Here is a 19,346-nt window from a genome sequence, read left to right as displayed (position 1 = left end):
CTTTTTTAATTTTAGATTCATATTCTCATTTATTTTTCATGTTTTTCATAGAATTTTCTATATTTCTTATTATTTCTTCAGCACTAGGACTCTTTTTCTCAGGTTCTATAGTTTTATATTCAGCATCTGGAGTTAGGGTTATATTATTTTGTTTTTCAAGTTGTCCTGTTTCTTCTAGATAATCAGATACTATATTTTCAGCTTTTATGGCGCTTACCAGCATCCAGTCCTCATAAAGTTTACCAAATTTATTTCTAAACCAATCTGTTGTATATGGACTAAAATCACAAAATAGTGCATATATATCTCCTACTCTATTACGTATTTTTATACCATCATCATTTGTCCATTCTACAATCCTATTTAAATCAACTTTTCTTATATCTTTTAATTCTACCTGTAAAATATCTCCGTCTAACTTATAGTAAATATCAGCTATGCTCTCATATTCATGACCTATAAGTTTTTGCCATCCTGCCATTTCCCCTGTGGCTGGTTTTGATTTCAAGTCTTTTGCTGTATTTGGAAACCATTTTTTATACACATCATATGGAACTTCATTTTGAGGAATCATTCCTACATATGTTGTTGAAGTTGGCTTATAATAATTGCAATTAGTTTCGAGTATCTTACACACTTCTTCTAATGACACAAAAATAATATTATTATATAGGATATTATCAGTCTTCATTTTTTCACCATGAATTTTAACGCCAATACTATTGAAAACTGCATTAATATTTGTTACTTTATTTGAAATTAGTGTTTCTTTTTTATTTTTATCTGGTTGCTTAATCTTTTTCCAAGAGTCAACAACATCTTTAGGAACCTCTCCCGTAGGTACTTGACCTATATATGTTGTTTTAGTTTTTTCATAATGATAAACATTCATATTAAATAGTTTAGCAATACTTTCAATTGGTAGATATATTTTGTTGTTGTACACCATTCTATTGCCATTAAAGCTAGATCCATCAACTTTAATGTTAGCTTTATTGAATGTTACCTTTATAGTTTTTTTATTTGTACTAGCAAATACAAAAACTGGTGTAATGGTAAAAACAGTAATAATCAAAAACATTAACATCTTTCTCATTTTTACTTTCATTATAAATTCCCCCTTATATACTATATTATACCAATATAGTATTTGAGAATCTACTTTTTAGTACCTATCTTTTCTTTTTAGATTTATTTAAAGCCTTATTTTCACTTTCTATGTGGAGGTCTATACTAGCATAAATATAAGCTCTTTCTTTTCTATCCATATTCATCAATGTACTAGGGAGAATTTTAAGCCTATGGAGGGCATAGTGTGCATAATTAGCATCACTATCGCCCTCCTTTATTAGTTTTTTGCTTCTTCAACAAGTTCTTGCATTCCTTTGTCATAGCCATTTACTTCACTGACAGCACTTGACCATTCGGAATATTCTCCATCATTCATCTTAGCTTTCATAGCACTTAACAATTCCTCTGCACCTTTAACCCCCCATGCATTCTGAAGTTCTGCATTTTTTAAATCAGGATATATGGTGCTTTCTATTATTAAATTAGCAATATACTTATCTTGATTAGTTTCCATAACCTTTTGTCCTTTATAAAAATCTATTTTCCTACACTTCTTTCTAAGTTCATCACCTAGTGCTGCTGATATAGGTTTAAATTTCATCTTCTTTTCCTTGCCACCCATTTTTATAATTCTCTCTATAGGTTCTACCTCTTCAAACTCATCCATTAAAAAGTCTTTAAAATCCATTCCATACTCCTCCTATTCTTATCCTGTCTTATCCTAATATTGGTTTATTAAATGCATTTAATATGTCCACATCCTCAAATGTAAAGCTCATTTCTTCTTCAAGAACTTCACTATCTACATCGAAGGCAGCCATGCTTACTTCATCTAAATTACAGCTTTTCAGTACAACTGTTTGTCTACCTAAGCTACTAGTTGGATCTTCATTGATTACAGTAATGTCAAAGTATGCATCCTTACCTTCCTTCATATATTTAAGCATAAGCTCTCTAAATAAAGATGTGGCATAATAGACTGTAAGGGTGCCTGTCCCTTTCCACCCTGTTGCCTTATTTTGTGTTCCTCTTTTACCAAGGGTTTTTATTTCTGATTTTTGTTTCTCTACCTTTGCTTCTATTTTCTTAGCATAAAAAAGCTCTTCGTTACGCCCTTCTATAGTGATGTAAGCCCTAGCTTCTTGTCCGCTGATAGTATCTTCTGCTTTAAAAAATCCCATGCTATTGCACCTCCACGTTCATATAAAGTTTTTCCATACTGTCTATGGATTGTATTCCTACTTTGGCAAGTATAGAATCCTTGTCTTCTCCCTGTAATATAACTACATCCTCCGTAGCAACATTTTCTATTGCTCCTATACCTTGTAAAGTTTCCAAATGTTTTATTATATCTTTCTTAAATAAATTTCTGCCATCTTCATTATTAGAAGCTTTACCTATATAGCTATTTTCATATAAGGCTTTAATATCATTACCTATTCCATCAAGAACTCTTATAACTCTATTTTTTCTAAAATCATTATTCTTATCTTCTGTAAAAGTTTTTAAGGTGTTTATGTCCTGCTCTATGATTGCCTTTCCATTGTTTGTTATAAATACTATTTCTCCATTTTTAAGAGCAGTTTCTATTTCCTTATTTGTATATCTGGTATCCACATCTATAGCTCCATCATAGGTGCTATAAGTTAGAGATTGATTAATATTTGCCCCAGCAGTTGCCCCTGCAACAAATGCCACTGCCTTTTCAGAAGAAATAACCGTCATGTCATTTAGAATTACACCATTTTTAACAGAAATTATTCCTTCATAGTCAGCTTCTGGATAGTTTTCAAGTACACATTGTACTTTTTTCCCTTCTTGCTCCCTAAGTCTTTTAATAAAGTTTGTAACTATAGCCTTAATGCTAGAATCCTTCGTAGAAATTGCCATAGTGTTAAAATCATACAATTCAATTTCACTTAAATAATTTATATAATCCTCATTAGTAACTGTACCATCATCCGCTCCGCTAAGGGTAATTCCCGCAGTAGCTTTTAATTCTCCAGTACCTTTAAACTCTACAAAAGGATTAGAGTTTAAATTCTCTATGGATTTAACTCCTATTTGTTTATCTACTTGTGTGTTTCCTAACATGGTTATTACATCAAAAGAACTTTCATCATCAATATTATTTTGTATAATAATTTTAATGCTATTACCTTTTGTTCCAGTATATTTAGCTGTTACAGTTAATCCTTCAATTGTAGTTGTTGCCTTAGTTCCTGTATTAATTCTACATAATAAAAGCTTATTTGCTCTTTTAAGTGCTTCTTTGATTAATAGCGCACTTTCTTCTGTTATATCTATACCTATTAAATCAAATAAGTCATCATCAGCCCCTATCTCAACAACCTGCTTCTCTGGTCCCCACTGAAGACTTAAAGGCATTGTAACTATTCCTCTTTCCCCAATAATATAAGAGTCTTTCTCCTTAGATTTAAAATTTATATATGCTCCCGGTCTAATTTTGTTTTGTTTGTTCCATGTTCCTCCTGCCATTTATTTCACCTCTTTCTTATTAAAATTCTCTATAACTTTTTCAGCCTCATCTAGGCTGTATTGTTTGTCTTCTAGTAAAGCTTTTAAAACATCCTTTTCAATTACATTAAACTTATTAGAATTGATAATTTGTTCCTTTGTAAATTTGATTCCTTGATTAACTTCTTTCTTAGTCATTCTTAGTTACTACCTCCCTATCTAATGTTTGCATTTTTGGCACTTCCTCTATTTGCTTAACCACTTTGTAATTAAACTGGAAAAAGAAATGTAAAACTTCATCTATAACTTCATGTTTCATATTAGTAGCTCTGTATAAACTATTACCTACAGGTACATATTCAAGAAACTCATAGAGCTTATCAGCTATGTCTAAACAGTCTGAATTAATATCTTCTCTGTCACTAAAATAATTGATATCAAAACAGACACTTTTTTTATATCTATTATTGAACTCTTTACTCTGTATTGAATTTAATAGCTTAATAAAAAAATAAGGCTTTTTAAATTCTTGCTCTATTCCTTCTTCGTATATATTTATATTTGGAAATTTCTTATCTAGCCTTTGGCTAATTTCTATTCTTAAATCATTTGTGTTCGCCATTAAAATCACCTGCCATTAATATTGGGCTTAATAATTTTGCCTATAAGCACCTTTGTGCCTTTTATAAGTAGGTCTATTAACTCCCATAAGTTCTTCTAACTCTCTAGTGGTTAGTCTTTCTTTAAAGCTAGTACCATCTCTATCATAGGGATACTTCTTATATAAGTCTTTTTTTATTTTCTCATGTATTAAAGTAGCTATTTCCATATGCATCACCTCCTTTCATTAGAAATATCTATCAAGTGATTCTTAGCTTCAGATGGAGCTTGCTTGAAAGGAATACTTACTCCAACTGAAGCTTAGAAGAACTTATCCATGGACGTAGCATCCGTTATCATGGGAGTATTACGGATGCTAGTCATCGGATAAAATAAAAAGACCCTTGGAATCCAAGCGTCTTATTTAAAATAATGAACTGCTGAATGTTTTTTCAAATCAGTTCACTTTCTCATTTACTATTAAACCACGAATGAAACGTAGCATAAAAGCAATTTTTACGACTTATTTACTGTATTTTTCCTTAATCCATATTAAATCAGATATCTTGTTTATGGCAGTCCTTTTTATTCTCCCTGCATAATCGTAGTCTAAGCCTAATAATTCGCCCACTTCTTTCCAAGGTCTATTATCTATACATCTTAACTTTACAATGCTTCTTTCTTTATCATCTAATGTGCTTAAAGCATTATCTACTTTATTTATTAATCTCTCTTTATTTTCCTTTTCTTTCATCAACTTATCTATCAGAGTTTCTTTTCTTATGTATTCTTCTTCTACTACATTGTTAATTTTAAAGGTTTTACTTGTTTTCTCATTATAATTAATTGATTTATAGCCATTGTACTCAAACTTTAATTCTTCAATTTCTATTTCTAAATTTTTTATCTCAGCTAGTATTAAGTTATAACTATTTAATAATCCATCCGTCTTTCTATTTAAATCTTTATTCATTACATATCCCCCCTGAATTTTATTCTTTAATATTCAATATCTTTTAAAAATATTGTATTGTATTTCCGTCAAATTGTAAAAGAACTACATTCCTGTTTTTGGATTATTTTTATAAATTACGTTTATTTTACTTGTTTATACGTCTTTTACCTCATATTAACTGGTATATCCGACCAATATTGTATTGTATTTACGTATTTTATATTATATAATAGCATTAAGAATGTCGGTTAAACCCACATGATAAATTTAACATATACAGGAGAGATTTGTATGTCTATCGGGAAAAATATAAAGAATTATAGAAAAGAAAAAATAATGACGCAAAAAGAGCTGGCAGAAAAGGCTAATATATCACGTTCTTACCTTGCTGATGTAGAAAATGGTAGATACAACCCTAGTTTAGATGTATTAAATTCTATCGCTAATTCTTTAGGGGTAAAGACTAGTGATTTACTGGATAATGAAAATAAAGATATTGGTATAAATTTTAGTACTCCAGAAGAAGCTATGAAGTTTATTATTGAACAACCAGCTATTATGGGTTTTGGTGGATTTGATATAAGTAAGATGAGTGACGATGAAATTATTGAATTTGCTAATGAACTATTAAGACAACTTAAGTTAATAAGCTATAAATATAAAAAATGACTTGAATTTATAGTTTAATCTATACAAATGGAGGGGTTCTATGGAATACAAATGGATTGATAATTTCATAGATGGGTTAATTGATGTTTACGGCACTAAAGATATTTATGAACTATATGACTCTTTAGAAATTTCCATAAGAAAGCTACCTAAGTGTAATATTTTACTTAAAGGCAATGAAGCTTTTTATAATAGAAATTTTTTTAATAAAGAAGTTGTATTTATACGAGATGATTTAAATATGGAATATGAAAAATTTATATTATCCCACGAACTAGGACACGCTATTATACATACTAATATAATAACTAGTGCTTTTAGTAGAAACCTTTTAAATTTAAATAAGCTGGAAAGGCAAGCTAATTATTTTGCCTTAAAATTAATAGATCTTAATATAGATGAAATAGCTTTTGAAGGTTTCACTATAGAACAAATAGCTAATAGCTTTAACTTACCTGTTAAATGTTTAAAATTACTTTTAGATAGTAAATCTCAAAATATATAATAAATTTATAATAAATTTATCAAATAATGTATTTACAATTTTTTCTACTTATGCTATAATTACCTTATTAATCTATTAAAAATTTCTATAAGGAGGTAGAGTTATGTTAACAATAATATTTTCATTAAAAAATTCAACTAAATACATCTTAATAAAAAATGATGATAGCTCTGCCACAAGTGTTGTATAAATTTTTATTTATTAATATTTTTAGCGTTTGTGTCCATGGGTTATCATTACCCATGGCTTTTTAAATTCCTAATATTATATTTATGCTATTAGAAAGCCTTGGTATTTCCATGGCTTTTTTTAATATAAAAAAATAAGAAAGGGGCGTATGTAAAATGATGAAAAACTTTAACATGACAACTGTAAATAACTTATTGGGAGGTGATACTTATGTTCGAGATCGGCGTAACTTATTTAGATTATTATGTTAATTCTGTTGATAAGAATAAGTGCAATAATGATATTAGACTTTATTGCAAAGATGAAGGTTTTAATTTAGAATACTTTACAAATCTAATAAATTTAGTTTTGAAAAAATAATTTATTATTATATAAAAAAATTAAACTTATTAAAAAATTACCCCTAAAAGTACTTTACCTACTTTTAGGGGTTTTATAAATTAATAATTTATCCAGACATAATATTATAATTGTTCGGGTAAATTTGTAGGATTAATCCATTAGAAATCCTTCTACTTTTAATTCACTATTCTGCTTTAAATCTATAAAATTTTCATCACATAAAATGAGAGGTTTGGATAAATTATTTGTATCTATATGTACTATCTTACCTACTCTGCCATCATTCAATAATACATTTTCTCCAAAGAAATAGTTTGCTACATGGTCTACAAATATTTTACTATAATTATAGTCAAGCTTTCCCAGACAATCCTTCCTGATGTATTCTAATGCTTTAAAAGGATCATTAGAATTTTTATTTGAATTAATATAGTCGAAAGTGTCTGCAATAGCTATAATTTTTGCATACTTGTGTATTTTATCCTCTTTTAAACCCAAAGGATATCCTGATCCATCTATTCTCTCATGGTGCATTAACACACCATATTTTACGGAATTGCTTAAATAAGATATATTTTTAATTAAATTATAAGCTATTACTGGATGTTTTTTAAATTCTTCCATGTCTTCTGTGTTAAGCCTAGGATATTTATTCAATATATCCTTGCTTATCCTTGTTTTACCGAAATCATGTAAAATAGCTGAATATGCCAATAAATTTAGCCTATCTTCTGTAAATCCTAGCCATTTTCCTAACAGAGAACTCAATATAACAACGTTAACTGAATGCTTATATATGGAGTCTTGTCCGCTTCCTTCTATTACTATGTTTTTAATCATTGTTCTTGGAGAAATTAGCTCTTCCATTACTTTTTTAGAAAAGCTTGTCACTTCATTTATATCTGTTTTTCCTTCAAGCTTTATTTTAAAAAACATATTCTCCAAATGTCCGCATAATCTTTTAACGGTCATTTGAGCTTGTTCTAATTCCTTTCTACTTTCCTTTAATATATTTTCTTGCTCTGGATCCCTTTCATATACTTGTAAATCATTCTCTAAGTAAACATCTTTTAACTTCTTTATTATACTATCCGTTAACCTTGCTCCTTTTGTTATTAATACATTATTATTAATTATAACTTCTTCTGCTGCAATCATACCTTCTTTTAAATCATCTACACTTACAACAACCCTATTATCTGCCACACCAAACCAACCCCTCTTTGAGTTATATAATATATTATTAGATAAATATTATTGTATAGTAATTATAACAAATATTCCATATTTTAAAAATATTTATTATAATTCTATAAATTAAATTTAATAAAATATTTAATTCATTACAATATATATCGATAATCTTTGTCTATTCTTTATTTTAATTTTTGTAGAATATTTACAATATTATCGAAAATTATTTATGGATTTTATCTATTCAAACATCATGTCTAAAAATCTCTCATAAGGAGAAGCTTTTCTCATCTCATTTAAAACATTTTTAACCATAACTATATCATCGGATATTATATTATCTACTCCCGAATTAATTAATCTTTTAACACTAGTGGGATCATTTACAGTCCAAACATGAATCTCTCTCCCCATAGAATGAGCTGTATATATAATGTAATCACTGACAACAGATTTATCAATGCTATAAAAGTCCACATCTAATGTTTTTAGATCTCCTTTTATCAAAAATATAATATATCCCCTTTTAATTTTAGGATTTAACTTTTTCACCTCTTCAAGAACTTTGTAATCAAGAGATGTTACCGCACAAGAATCAACAATATCGTTCTCTTCTATTATTTTTACTACATTCCTAACTAAATCATTTTCATGACCATTTATCTTAACTTCAATATTAAGTTTAATCTTATTTTTCGCCAATCTAATAGCCTCTTCAAGTGAAGGTATTTTATCTTCTGAAAACTTTTTATCGAAATAGCTCCCTGCATCTAATTCTTTTATTTCACTATAATCAAGTTCCCATATATTTTTATTAACGCCTGTTGTCCTTTTTAAATTAGAATCATGCAAAAGAACTATTTCACCATCTTTACTTTCTTGTACATCAATTTCAACAAAATCTACGTTGTGATTTATTGCTGCTTCTATAGATGACAAAGTATTTTCCGGCGCTTCTTTAATAACTCCTCTATGAGCAGTAATTTTCACGTCATATTTAACATTCATTATTTCACTTACTATAAAGCTTGTTATGGCAGTAAAACTTATGAATACAAGCATAAATACAGCAAAGATTCTTTTTCTATTGGAAAAAAACTTATCCAATAGACTTGGTTTTTCTCTAATTTTTATATTCAATGGTTGAATCTTCACTTCATTACTTTTTTCTCTTAATATATAAAATAGCCTTGTTATATAATAAACCTCTAATGGTGCAACTACAAAAGAAGATATCATCATTCCCATTTGATGAAACACAACTATACTTGATATTATAATCCTTCCCAAATAGGAATTATAATTAAACTTTCCTACTAAAGCAGCCACAATTGAAATCCATGACATATAAATTAATAAAAATAACATTAAATTAATCGCAGTTATAGTTAAAAAATAAATCAAAAATTTCTTCCTATTATTTTTAATTAACCTTTTACTAGCTTTCAAAGCCTCCTTAGGCTTTTTATTCTCCAATATTATAAAATGAAATGAAAAAATTAGTCCTATAGCTTTAACAAAAAGTATAATTAAAATTAATACTTCCATAGCCTTTAAAAATATATGTTCATCTATAAAATCCTGTATAAAATGTAGAATTTGAAATGAAAATCCTAAGCTTGCATAAGATTCTATTCCTATAAAACTAGTAAAAAGAAAGAAAAATAAAATAGCGAAAATACCACCTATACCTATGAACCCAGGAAATTTTTTCAAACAAAATTTTAATATAGAGTAAAAATTAGATTCTTTTCTATTTGCCAATGTTTCATTACTGATTACTATTAGTCCTCCTATTTCTAGTAGTATTATGAAAATTGACAGTATATATAGTATAAGCAGTGTTAACATTCCTTCCACGGAAAAGCCATACTTTAGTATTTCAGTATTAGTAATAATATGAAATCCCTTTCTACTCATTAGTACATTTATTATGAAGGAAGATATAGGAAATATAATTATAGATAATAAGAGTTTTGTTGCAATCTGATATTTTATAAAGTTGTTTAACCCATATCTAAAATTATTTAGAACTTTTATTTCATTAAACAATGGATTTTTCATAATAAGTACCACCTTCTTGCTTTCTATGTATTTAGAATTATCGTAATAATAATCTTATGATTAACGTACTTATGTTTATGAATCATATATATTTTATCAATTATATATATTTTATCAATCGTATATAGTTTTTGTTATATTTTAAAATAAGTTGTATACTTATATAATATATAAAGTCACCTGGGAGGATTACACTATGTTTCACTATACTGAAAATTTATTTTATTATTATTTTGCTTATTTCATAGCTTTTTCAATGCTAGGATGGTGCCTTGAAGTAATTTATCACTTATATACGGATAAACGCTTTATTAATAGAGGTTTTTTACATGGCCCCGTATGTCCAATTTATGGCTCTGCAGCGGTAACTTTAATATTAACATTGGAGCCATTGGGAAATAAAATATGGCTTATATTTTTAGGTGGGGCAGCAGTTGCAACTATTTTAGAATATTTTACAGGATGGATTTTAGAATTGCTATTCAACACAAAATGGTGGGATTACTCAAAAGAATCCTTTAATATTAAAGGGTATATATGTCTAAAATTCTCTCTTATCTGGGGTGGCATGAGTATAATTTTCATTAAGTTATTATACCCAAGAGTTAAACAAATGATGCTTTCTATTCCTGCTCCATGGTCAGAGATATTATATAATGTCAGTTTAATTTTATTCGTAATAGATGCAACTATTACAATAGCTAAATTATTTGATTTCAAAAAACAATTTTCCGAGCTACAGCTTATTTCTAAAGAAATTAAAAGCAATTTAGCATTACTTAAAAATAAAGCTCTTGATTCTAGAAAATTAGAAGAGATTAACCATAGAACAGAATATTTAAAGGAGCGCTATCAACAATTAATTATAATGGCTAGAGAAAAACATTATCACTTTATAAATGCTTACCCACGCCTATCCTCTAAAAAATTCGGTAATGTATTAGAAGAATTAAAAGAAATAATAAGGGCTAGACTATAATATAAAATAACTACATCTAAGGGATTTTGTTCAAGTAATATCCCTTAAATGTAGTTTTAACTTCTATGGAGTCAATCTTGTTCTATCCCTAGGAATTAATGAAGCCTCTCTCACATTTTCTAATTTAAGAATCTGCATTGTTATTCTTTCAAGTCCAATAGCAAGCCCTCCATGCCTAGGCATTCCATATTTAAATACTGAAGTATAGTTGTGGTATTTTTCTGGATTTAAACCCTTGTATTTTATATTCTCCATTAACATGTCGTATTCATGAATTCTTTGCCCTCCAGTTGTTATTTCAATGCCTCTAAATAATAAATCAAAGCTATGAGTTTCATTTTCACCACAAGGCATTGTATACATCGGTCTTTTCTTTCTTGGATAATGAGTTAAAAATATAAACTCGCATCCCAATTTTTCTTTTGCATACTTACAAATTAACTTTTCTCCTTCAGGGTCTAAGTCTCTATCTATGTCAGTTTTATTATATTCCTTTCTCAGTATCTCTATAGCTTCACTAAACTTAATTCTTGGAATGGTACTTTCTATCTTAGGCATAACTGTATTCAATATCTCTAAATATTCTTTACCCTCTTTTTCTATCTTATTTAGCACATGCTTCAAAAGATTTTCTTCCATGTTCATTACATCTTCTGCATTTTCAATAAATCCCATCTCAAAATCCATGCTTATATATTCATTGAGATGTCTATTAGTATTATGCTGTTCCGCCCTGTATACGTGGGCTATTTCAAAAACCCTTTCATAGCCAGCCCCAACCATCATCTGTTTATAAAATTGAGGACTTTGTGCAAGATATGCTTTATTTTCAAAATATTTTACTTCAAATATTTCTGTACCTCCCTCCGCACCTTCAGCTACAATTTTAGGTGTGAAAATTTCAGTAAACCCTTCTTTAGTCAAAAACTCCCTAAATCCTTGTATTATGAGATTTTGTATTTTGAATATAGAGTTTACTTTTTCATGACGCAAGCTTAAAACTCTATTATTCAACATAGTATCTAAATTAATTCCTAACTCTTTTTTATTGATCTCAATAGGCAACTCTTCTTTTACTTCATTTAATATTTCAAAATTCTTAGTAACAACCTCAAAAGGATTCAATATATTATTATCTTCCTTTACTTCTCCTATAATTGATACTACAGACTCTAATTTTATATTTCCTACATCTATTGTTTTATTGTCTATAACACATTGCACTAAGCCGGTTCTATCTCTTAAGATCATAAAAGTAATCTCTTTAAGTTTTCTTATACGATAAATCCATCCTTGGATTTTAACTTCTTCATTTATATAATTATTTAATTCCTTTACCATAACTCTTCTCATTACAATCTCTCCTTTTAAATCTAATAAAAACTAATTTTAATAAACAAAAATCCCCTTGAGCATTAAAGCTCAAGGGGCGAAAATTCGCGGTGCCACCCTAATTAATCTTATATTATTAACTTATGAAACCATAGAATAACACCATATAATTAGAATGGGCCCTATTCTAATCATCAAGTGATTCTTAGCTTCAGATGGAGTTTGCTTAAAAGGAATACTTACTCCAACTGAAGCTTAGAAGAACTTATCCAGGGACGTAGCATCCGTTATCTCCCACTTATAGAAGATGGAAGTATTACGGATGCTAGTCATCGGATAAAACAAAAAGCTTTCACTCCCTTATAGGAGTGAAAGCTATAAATTCACGGTGCCATCCTGTTTCAACAAAGTTAATTAATAACTAAGTCATCTTTAATCCCTTTAACGGTGGAATCCGTTTTATCCTACTTTTAATTTCAGATAAACTCCTCTAGGATGTCTTTCAATATCACTTTTCTCATGGAGCTTCCACCTGCCTCCACTCGCTTTAGATACTCAGATAATATTTACTCTTCCCTTCAATGGAATTCAATATAATATATTTTAATATCTATAATATGATTTAATAATTATTTTGTCAAGGAAATATTATTTTTATTTATATAGCCTTCCTATTTTATCAGCAGTTAATATTGCTGCATATACATCATCCTCAGTTACTGGGAAATGCATGTTGTATATGGTTTCTCCTTCAGCGGTAGAGGCTTTAGCAACTTTTCTTATGTCCTCTTCTTTAACTTCCTCTATTCCCATATCTTCAAGGGTTATAGGAAGTCCTACGTCAATACAAAATTCAATTACTTCATCAATTTCTTCCATAGGAACATTTTCAAGGGCCAGTTGCGCTATTGTACCAAAGGCAACCTTTTCCCCATGATATAAATGGTGGCACTCTTCTAATACCGTAAAACCATTATGGATAGCATGGGCTGCCGCTAATCCTCCACTTTCAAAACCTATACCGCTTAAATATGTATTAGCTTCAATTATTTTTTCTAAAGATATATTTGACACTTTGCTTTCAGCTGCTAATTTCGCCTTTAATCCATCTGTCATCAGCGTATTATAACAAAGCTCAGCAAGGGCATAGGAAGCATCAGTAGAATGTGCCCCTGCCATTGTAATTGCATTTGAATGTTTGCAAGCTCTAGCTTCAAAATATGTAGCTAACGCATCTCCCATGCCTGCCACTAATAACCTTACTGGTGCAGCTGCTATTATCTTTGTATCCATAAGTACCATTGTTGGGTTTTTAGGTAATAATAGATATTCGTCAAATTCTCCCTCTTCAGTATAAATTACAGATAAAGCGCTACAAGGGGCATCTGTTGATGCTATGGTAGGTGCTATAATAACAGGTAAATTTAAATAATGAGCTATAGCTTTTGCTGTATCTAAAGTTTTTCCACCACCTATACCCACAACTATATCGCAAGACTTACCTTTACATATTTCTTTTAATCTGTTTATTTCTACTTTTGAACATTCTCCATTGAATTTTTCCATTACAAAATTTGAATCACTATCTTTATAACTCTTTTCTATAATATCTTTAGTCAAACTCATAACAAAATCGTCTGCAATAACAAATGGGAGCTTACCAAAATCCTTTGTATAATTCCTAATTTTAGCTAGCTCCCCATTTCCTTGAATATATTTACTTGGAGATGCAACAATTTTTGTGGCCATATAAATCACTCCTTAAATAGGTATTTTTATTCAGTGAATAGTTTATGCGTTTCATGGCATTTTATTCCCATCAATAATAAGGAATGACCTAAATAATTGCAAAAACAAATATCCCCTTGAGTGTTAAAACCCAAGGGGATGACTAACTATATAGGTATATAGTTATATATCTATATATATTTGTAATATTATATTTTTACTACATAAATATTCCTATTCCAGGTCCTAGTGGTAATTTAAAAGCATACCATAGTATCAATAGAACACTCCATCCTATTAAGAATAGTGCGGAGTATGGCAACATCATTGATATTAATGTACCTATTCCTGTATCTTCATCATATTTTTCAGCAAAAGAAACTATCAATGCAAAATATGACATAAGTGGAGTTATGATATTCGTACATGAGTCTCCTACTCTAAAAGCTGCCTGAGTAAATTCAGGTGTAAAGCCTATTTTCATAAACATTGGAACAAACACTGGTGCCATAATGGCCCATTTTGCTGAAGCTGATCCCATAAATAAATTAATGAATGCACAAAGTAAAATAAATAATATTATAAGCGGTATACCAGTCAATCCTGTAGTTTCTAAGAATCCTGCACCTTTTACTGCTAATATAGTTCCTAAGTTACTATGACCAAAATATGCAACGAATTGAGATGCAAAGAAAACTAAAACAAGATAGCCTCCCATTTTGCCCATGGATTTACCTAATGCATTTGCAATATCCTTATTGTTTTTTATATTACCAGCAGCGATTCCATAACAAGCCCCTGGCACAAAGAAAAATAATGCTATGATTGGAACAATTGAATCCATAAATGGAGTTTTTCCTATAATTTCATGTGTTTCTGGATGTCTAAGTATACCATTGTATGGTACAACCATTGCTAATATAACTATTAAAAATATTAAGAATCCTATACCTGCATACTTTAAACCTTTCTTTTCTTCTTTAGTTAATTCAAGTATGTCTTCTGATGGAACATCTTTATATGCTCCAAGCCTTGGTTCTACTATTTTATCCGTTACGAAAGTTCCTATAATCGTTATTAAAAAAGTTGAAACAATCATAAAATACCAGTTTGCTGTAGCCGCTACATCGTAAGCTGGATTCATAAGCTTAGCAGCTTCAGTGGATATACCACCAAGTAGTGGGTCTGTGGTTCCTATAAGCAAGTTTGCACTAAAACCACCTGATACACCTGCAAATGCTGCAGCAATACCTGCAAGTGGATGTCTACCAAAACTTAAAAACACCAATGCTCCTAAAGGTATTAAAACTATATATCCTGCGTCTGATGCTATGTTAGACATAATACCAAGGAATACAACTATCGCCGTTATAAGTTGTTTAGGCGTGCTCATCACTGTTTTTCTAAGTAGAGCTTGTATAAATCCAGTTTCCTCTGCCATACCTACTCCCAGCATAGCAACTAAAACCGTTCCTAATGGTGCAAAGGAAGTAAAGTTTGTAACTGCAGTTGTGAACATGTATCTTATACCATCCGCTGTAAGTAAACTTACTGCCTTTACATCTGTTAACTTTGTTCCTCCATTAACCCTGTCCACCATGTCGAATTGAACGCTTACACCTGCTCTTGCACAAAGGTCAGATATTATTATTACTATAATACTTAATATAATGAAAATTGCCATAGGGTGTGGCATCTTATTTCCAACCCTTTCAACCCAGTCTAAAAATCTTCCGAGACCTCTCTTTTTTTCTTTTTCGGTCTCAATAATAGGTTTACCCATATTCTACTCCCCCATCATAATGTTAATTTTTTAATAATACACTATTATTTTTTATTTGAATTTAGCGCATTATATATTTAGTGTCAATTTACAATTTATTAACATTCTAACATATGACTAAAAATAATTCAATAATATTTAATTTTGAATTATTTATTATATTTTTCATTCAAATTATATATATCTTCATCCTTCAATTTTATGAGAACAAACCTTATAGAACTAGTGTTATAAGCTTTTAACTTAAAAAATTCAAAGCGACTTATTTTTACATAATAAAATATTTTTTTCTCAATCATTGCATAAAAAGAAACCCCTATGAAAATTATATTTCATTTTTATTATTTTCATTACCATATAAAGTAATATTAAGTTGCATTTTTATTGTTAATAATTCCTCTTTTAAACTTAACAAATAAAATCCCCTTGAATATAAAACTCAAGGGGCAAGATTCAAGATTTATGATTAAACATAAGTAACTATTTTAAATCAATAACTATGTCATCCAAAATTATCTCTTTAGGCATTATTCCTTTCTCTTTTAAGTAATCTAACACTTCTTTATCCACATATTTATCTTTAAGGGCTGCTGGGCTAATTATTCGCTGTCCATCTTTAGCTAATACAGTAAACTCAGCTTTAGGAGTTATTATAAGCTTAGTAGCATTTTCATCTATTTTTTCATAGGTAGACGTCCAATTCATAATATTTTTAGTACCATGTCCTCCGTCTCCCTCACCTGAATATACATTACCTAGATCATCTTTCACTTCAACGAGATTAATATCTACACTATGATATCCATTTAATTCTTCTTCTGAAACCTGTTGATTATAATATAAAATAGTGGACATAGGTGTAAAAGTTATTTTTTCTATATTTAAATTTACTCCTTCTTTAGTTGCGCTTTTATTAACTATTATAGTATCAGCATCACTCTTTTTAAGATTAAATTTAAAACTCCAATCTCCATTTATATCTAAATCATTATGATTATTTATGCCATTAACTTTTAGCTTCAGATTAAGATCCTCTTTAGGTTCATCTATAGACATTCTAGTAAAACCTACGTAGGTATTCTCCTTTACTTTATAAACTCCACTACTACCTGTCATTCCACCTTTATATCCTTCGATACTAAGATCATCTTTAGCAGATATCTTATCCCCCAAGTCCTTTTCACTTTCTATAGTATATGTGGTCATGATTGTTCTTCCATCATATATAGCATCATTTAAAGTAATTTTAATCCCCTTATCTTCCTGAGTCATATCTAATGATTTAGAATACTCCTTATAATCCATATAACTTCCCTTTTTGTTTTCACTTAAATAAGAAAATATATTTCCTATAACAGGAATATCTTTAGCATAGGCAGGAAATGCCATGCCAAGTGCTGTTGTTCCAATTACTATAGTTGCCGCTGCCGCTACTACTTTTTTCTTCCATTTATTTTTCATTTTTGATTCCCCCTTATCTTTATACCCCTCTTCAATTGCATCTTTAATTATGTCATCTAACTTTGATGAAACTTTAATTTTATCTATGTTCTCATACTTCATCTCTATACCTCCTCCATATAGACTCTCAACTTCTTTATGGTTCTACTAATGCTACTTTTAATAGTTCCCATTGGAACATTGGTTACCTCTGAAATATCCTTTATACTCATATCATTCATATATCTCATGGCAATTAACTCTTTTTCCTTTTCTTTTAGGCTATCTAAAGCCTTATATAAATCCATATTTTCTTCTATATTGTCATTACTATAAATCAACTTATCTTCAAAAGTAGTAGTATCATTTATTTCTATATTTTTATTTTTTCGTATATGATCTTTACATGTATTTATCATAATGCGAGTAATCCAGGTATTGAAATGCTGTGGCTCTTTTAATTTATCAATGGATTGAATAGCTTTTACAATAGAATCATGAATACAATCTAATGCATCATCTTCATTTTTCATATAAATAAGAGCCACTCTGTATAACTTGTTTTTTATAGGTTCTAGCATCCTATAAAAACTCTCTCCATCTCCATCTTTAGCTTTGTAAAAGCTTATTTCATTAACCAACTTCTCCACTCCTTTCATTTTCCCTTTCGAAGCTGCTTCATCTATTAGACGTATGAGGGGGTAAAAACGTTGCATAAATTCATAAATATAAAAATCCCCTTGAGCATCGAAACCCAAGGGGTGAAAATTAAAGTATCCTTCAAATTACTTAGTTAGTCCAAGTTCCTTTGCTACTTTCATCACTGCATCTGCAACAGCATCACAAACTCCATCTTCAAATACGCTGGGAACTATATATTCTTCATTTAACTTTTTTTCTTTTATTAGACTGGCAAGGCCCTTTGCCGCTGCAATTTTCATTTCATCACATATATCTGTTGCTCTAACTTTTAAAGCTCCTTTAAATATTCCTGGAAACACTAATACATTATTAATTTGATTTGGGAAATCAGACCTACCTGTAGCTATTACTCTAGCTCCTCCTGCCTTTGCTTCATGTGGCATTATTTCTGGAGTAGGATTAGCCAGAGCAAAAACTATACTGCCTGTATTCATTGTTTTAACCATTTCCTTAGTTAATACATTCCCATCAGAGACACCTATAAATACATCCTTGTTCTTAATTATATCTTCTAATTTACCTTTTTCAAAAGATTTATTGGTTATCCTTGCAATTTCTTGCTGAGCCTCATTTAAAGAGGCACCTCCTTCAATAATTGCTCCCTTTAGATCACACAAAACTATATCCTTAACACCTGCTACCCTTAAAAGCTTTGCCACTGCAATTCCAGATGCACCAGCTCCATTTATAACTACCTTTATTTCTTCTATGTTTTTCTTTACTACCTTTAATCCATTATATAATCCAGCTAATACAGCAATAGCAGTGCCATGTTGATCATCATGATATACTGGAATATCTAGCTCTTCTCTTAATTTATCTTCAATATAAAAACATTCAGGAGCTTTTATATCCTCAAGATGTATACCTCCAAAACCTAGAGCTATGTTTTTAATTGTATTTATTATGTCCTCGGGATCTTTAGAGTCTATGCTAATAGGTATTGCATCCACATCTCCGAACCTCTTTAGTAACAATGCTTTACCCTCAATTACTGGAAGAGATGCCTCTGGCCCTATGTCTCCTAATCCAAGCACTGCTGTTCCATTTGAAACAACTGCTACAGTCTTTCCTTTAATAGTGTATTTGTAGGCATTATTTCTATCTTTAGCTATTTCTAAGCAAGGCGCAGCTACCCCTGGAGTATAGGCTAAAGCCAAATCTTCTCCATTTTCAACTGGTATAGTTCCTACTACTTTTAGTTTTCCTCTTTTTTCTTCATGTATTTTTAAAGCTTGCTCTTTTACATTTTCACTCATATCCCTTTGTTAAACTGGGTAAAAAACACCCTAGTTTAACTACACCTCCTTCTGCA

General features: G+C 29.8%; 20 protein-coding genes and 1 other annotated feature. Of the genes, 4 read left to right on the top strand and 16 right to left on the bottom strand.

Annotated elements, in window-relative coordinates:
• Positions 1-25: 25 nt before the first annotated feature.
• The 8 genes from RYO54_RS09030 to RYO54_RS08995 form a co-directional block, all read right to left on the bottom strand.
• Positions 26-1,108 (bottom strand): stalk domain-containing protein, encoded by a 1,083-nt coding sequence (locus tag RYO54_RS09030; RefSeq protein WP_315117777.1) that lies wholly within the window; start codon positions 1,106-1,108, stop codon positions 26-28.
• A gap of 240 nt (positions 1,109-1,348) precedes the next feature.
• On the bottom strand, positions 1,349-1,759 hold the full coding sequence (locus RYO54_RS09025; protein ID WP_315117775.1) for a phage tail assembly chaperone: 411 nt from the start codon (positions 1,757-1,759) through the stop codon (positions 1,349-1,351).
• A gap of 28 nt (positions 1,760-1,787) precedes the next feature.
• Positions 1,788-2,252 (bottom strand): phage tail tube protein, encoded by a 465-nt coding sequence (locus RYO54_RS09020; RefSeq protein WP_315117773.1) that lies wholly within the window; start codon positions 2,250-2,252, stop codon positions 1,788-1,790.
• A 1-nt stretch (position 2,253) separates the two neighbouring features.
• Positions 2,254-3,570 (bottom strand): phage tail sheath family protein, encoded by a 1,317-nt coding sequence (locus tag RYO54_RS09015; protein ID WP_315117770.1) that lies wholly within the window; start codon positions 3,568-3,570, stop codon positions 2,254-2,256.
• Positions 3,571-3,747, bottom strand: a complete 177-nt coding sequence (locus RYO54_RS09010) for a hypothetical protein (RefSeq protein WP_315117768.1) — start codon at positions 3,745-3,747, stop codon at positions 3,571-3,573.
• Positions 3,740-4,171: a DUF6838 family protein gene (locus tag RYO54_RS09005; protein ID WP_315117765.1), complete on the bottom strand. Its 432-nt coding sequence runs from the start codon at positions 4,169-4,171 to the stop codon at positions 3,740-3,742. Before RYO54_RS09005 ends, RYO54_RS09010 begins: the two co-directional genes overlap by 8 nt.
• Before the next feature lie 27 nt (positions 4,172-4,198).
• Positions 4,199-4,378 (bottom strand): hypothetical protein, encoded by a 180-nt coding sequence (locus RYO54_RS09000; protein ID WP_315117763.1) that lies wholly within the window; start codon positions 4,376-4,378, stop codon positions 4,199-4,201.
• Positions 4,379-4,672: 294 nt separating this feature from the next.
• Positions 4,673-5,122 (bottom strand): sigma factor-like helix-turn-helix DNA-binding protein, encoded by a 450-nt coding sequence (locus tag RYO54_RS08995; RefSeq protein ID WP_315117761.1) that lies wholly within the window; start codon positions 5,120-5,122, stop codon positions 4,673-4,675.
• A gap of 273 nt (positions 5,123-5,395) precedes the next feature.
• Here RYO54_RS08995 and RYO54_RS08990 point away from each other — a divergent pair, with 273 nt between their 5' ends.
• The 3 genes from RYO54_RS08990 to RYO54_RS08980 all read left to right on the top strand — a co-directional run bounded on the left by RYO54_RS08990 (position 5,396) and on the right by RYO54_RS08980 (position 6,827).
• The gene (locus tag RYO54_RS08990) at positions 5,396-5,773 is read left to right on the top strand and encodes a helix-turn-helix transcriptional regulator (RefSeq protein ID WP_315117760.1); all 378 of its coding nucleotides are present in this window, start codon (positions 5,396-5,398) and stop codon (positions 5,771-5,773) included.
• Between the two features lie 40 nt (positions 5,774-5,813).
• Positions 5,814-6,278, top strand: a complete 465-nt coding sequence (locus RYO54_RS08985; RefSeq protein WP_315117757.1) for an ImmA/IrrE family metallo-endopeptidase — start codon at positions 5,814-5,816, stop codon at positions 6,276-6,278.
• A 399-nt stretch (positions 6,279-6,677) separates the two neighbouring features.
• Positions 6,678-6,827 carry a hypothetical protein gene (locus RYO54_RS08980; protein WP_315117756.1) on the top strand — a complete coding sequence of 50 codons (150 nt, stop codon included), beginning with the start codon at positions 6,678-6,680 and terminating at the stop codon, positions 6,825-6,827.
• Positions 6,828-6,959: 132 nt separating this feature from the next.
• Here the strand turns inward: RYO54_RS08980 and RYO54_RS08975 are convergent, their stop codons facing one another.
• Together RYO54_RS08975 and RYO54_RS08970 are read right to left on the bottom strand one after the other, a co-directional pair.
• Entirely contained in the window at positions 6,960-8,015 is a 1,056-nt protein-coding gene (locus RYO54_RS08975) for an HD-GYP domain-containing protein (RefSeq protein WP_315117754.1), read from the bottom strand.
• Positions 8,016-8,243: 228 nt separating this feature from the next.
• Complete coding sequence (locus RYO54_RS08970; protein ID WP_315117751.1) at positions 8,244-10,067, bottom strand: glycerophosphodiester phosphodiesterase; 1,824 nt, start codon at positions 10,065-10,067, stop codon at positions 8,244-8,246.
• Between the two features lie 196 nt (positions 10,068-10,263).
• Between RYO54_RS08970 and RYO54_RS08965 the strand changes: the two genes are divergently transcribed.
• On the top strand, positions 10,264-11,046 hold the full coding sequence (locus RYO54_RS08965; RefSeq protein ID WP_315117748.1) for a putative ABC transporter permease: 783 nt from the start codon (positions 10,264-10,266) through the stop codon (positions 11,044-11,046).
• Between the two features lie 63 nt (positions 11,047-11,109).
• Here the strand turns inward: RYO54_RS08965 and aspS are convergent, their stop codons facing one another.
• The 6 genes from aspS to RYO54_RS08935 form a co-directional block, all read right to left on the bottom strand.
• Positions 11,110-12,399: an aspartate--tRNA(Asn) ligase gene (gene aspS / locus RYO54_RS08960; protein ID WP_315117745.1), complete on the bottom strand. Its 1,290-nt coding sequence runs from the start codon at positions 12,397-12,399 to the stop codon at positions 11,110-11,112.
• Between the two features lie 340 nt (positions 12,400-12,739).
• Positions 12,740-12,969: a binding site (T-box leader), on the bottom strand.
• Positions 12,970-13,032: 63 nt separating this feature from the next.
• Positions 13,033-14,127 carry a glycerol dehydrogenase gene (locus RYO54_RS08955; protein ID WP_315117742.1) on the bottom strand — a complete coding sequence of 365 codons (1,095 nt, stop codon included), beginning with the start codon at positions 14,125-14,127 and terminating at the stop codon, positions 13,033-13,035.
• A gap of 199 nt (positions 14,128-14,326) precedes the next feature.
• Complete coding sequence (locus RYO54_RS08950) at positions 14,327-15,889, bottom strand: AbgT family transporter (RefSeq protein ID WP_315117740.1); 1,563 nt, start codon at positions 15,887-15,889, stop codon at positions 14,327-14,329.
• A 480-nt stretch (positions 15,890-16,369) separates the two neighbouring features.
• Positions 16,370-17,452 carry a DUF4179 domain-containing protein gene (locus RYO54_RS08945; protein WP_315117738.1) on the bottom strand — a complete coding sequence of 361 codons (1,083 nt, stop codon included), beginning with the start codon at positions 17,450-17,452 and terminating at the stop codon, positions 16,370-16,372.
• 2 nt (positions 17,453-17,454) lie between these two features.
• Positions 17,455-17,970, bottom strand: coding sequence for a sigma-70 family RNA polymerase sigma factor (locus RYO54_RS08940; RefSeq protein WP_315117735.1), 516 nt, complete (start codon positions 17,968-17,970; stop codon positions 17,455-17,457).
• A 144-nt stretch (positions 17,971-18,114) separates the two neighbouring features.
• Positions 18,115-19,290, bottom strand: coding sequence for a malic enzyme-like NAD(P)-binding protein (locus tag RYO54_RS08935; protein WP_315117732.1), 1,176 nt, complete (start codon positions 19,288-19,290; stop codon positions 18,115-18,117).
• Positions 19,291-19,346: the final 56 nt, after the last annotated feature.

Origin of the sequence: uncultured Clostridium sp., assembly GCF_963515715.1 — a bacterium.
Classification (GTDB): Bacteria; Bacillota; Clostridia; order Clostridiales; family Clostridiaceae; genus Clostridium_AW.
Note: the sequence above shows the minus strand (reverse complement) of the source record. Positions and strands in the feature narration are given on the sequence as shown.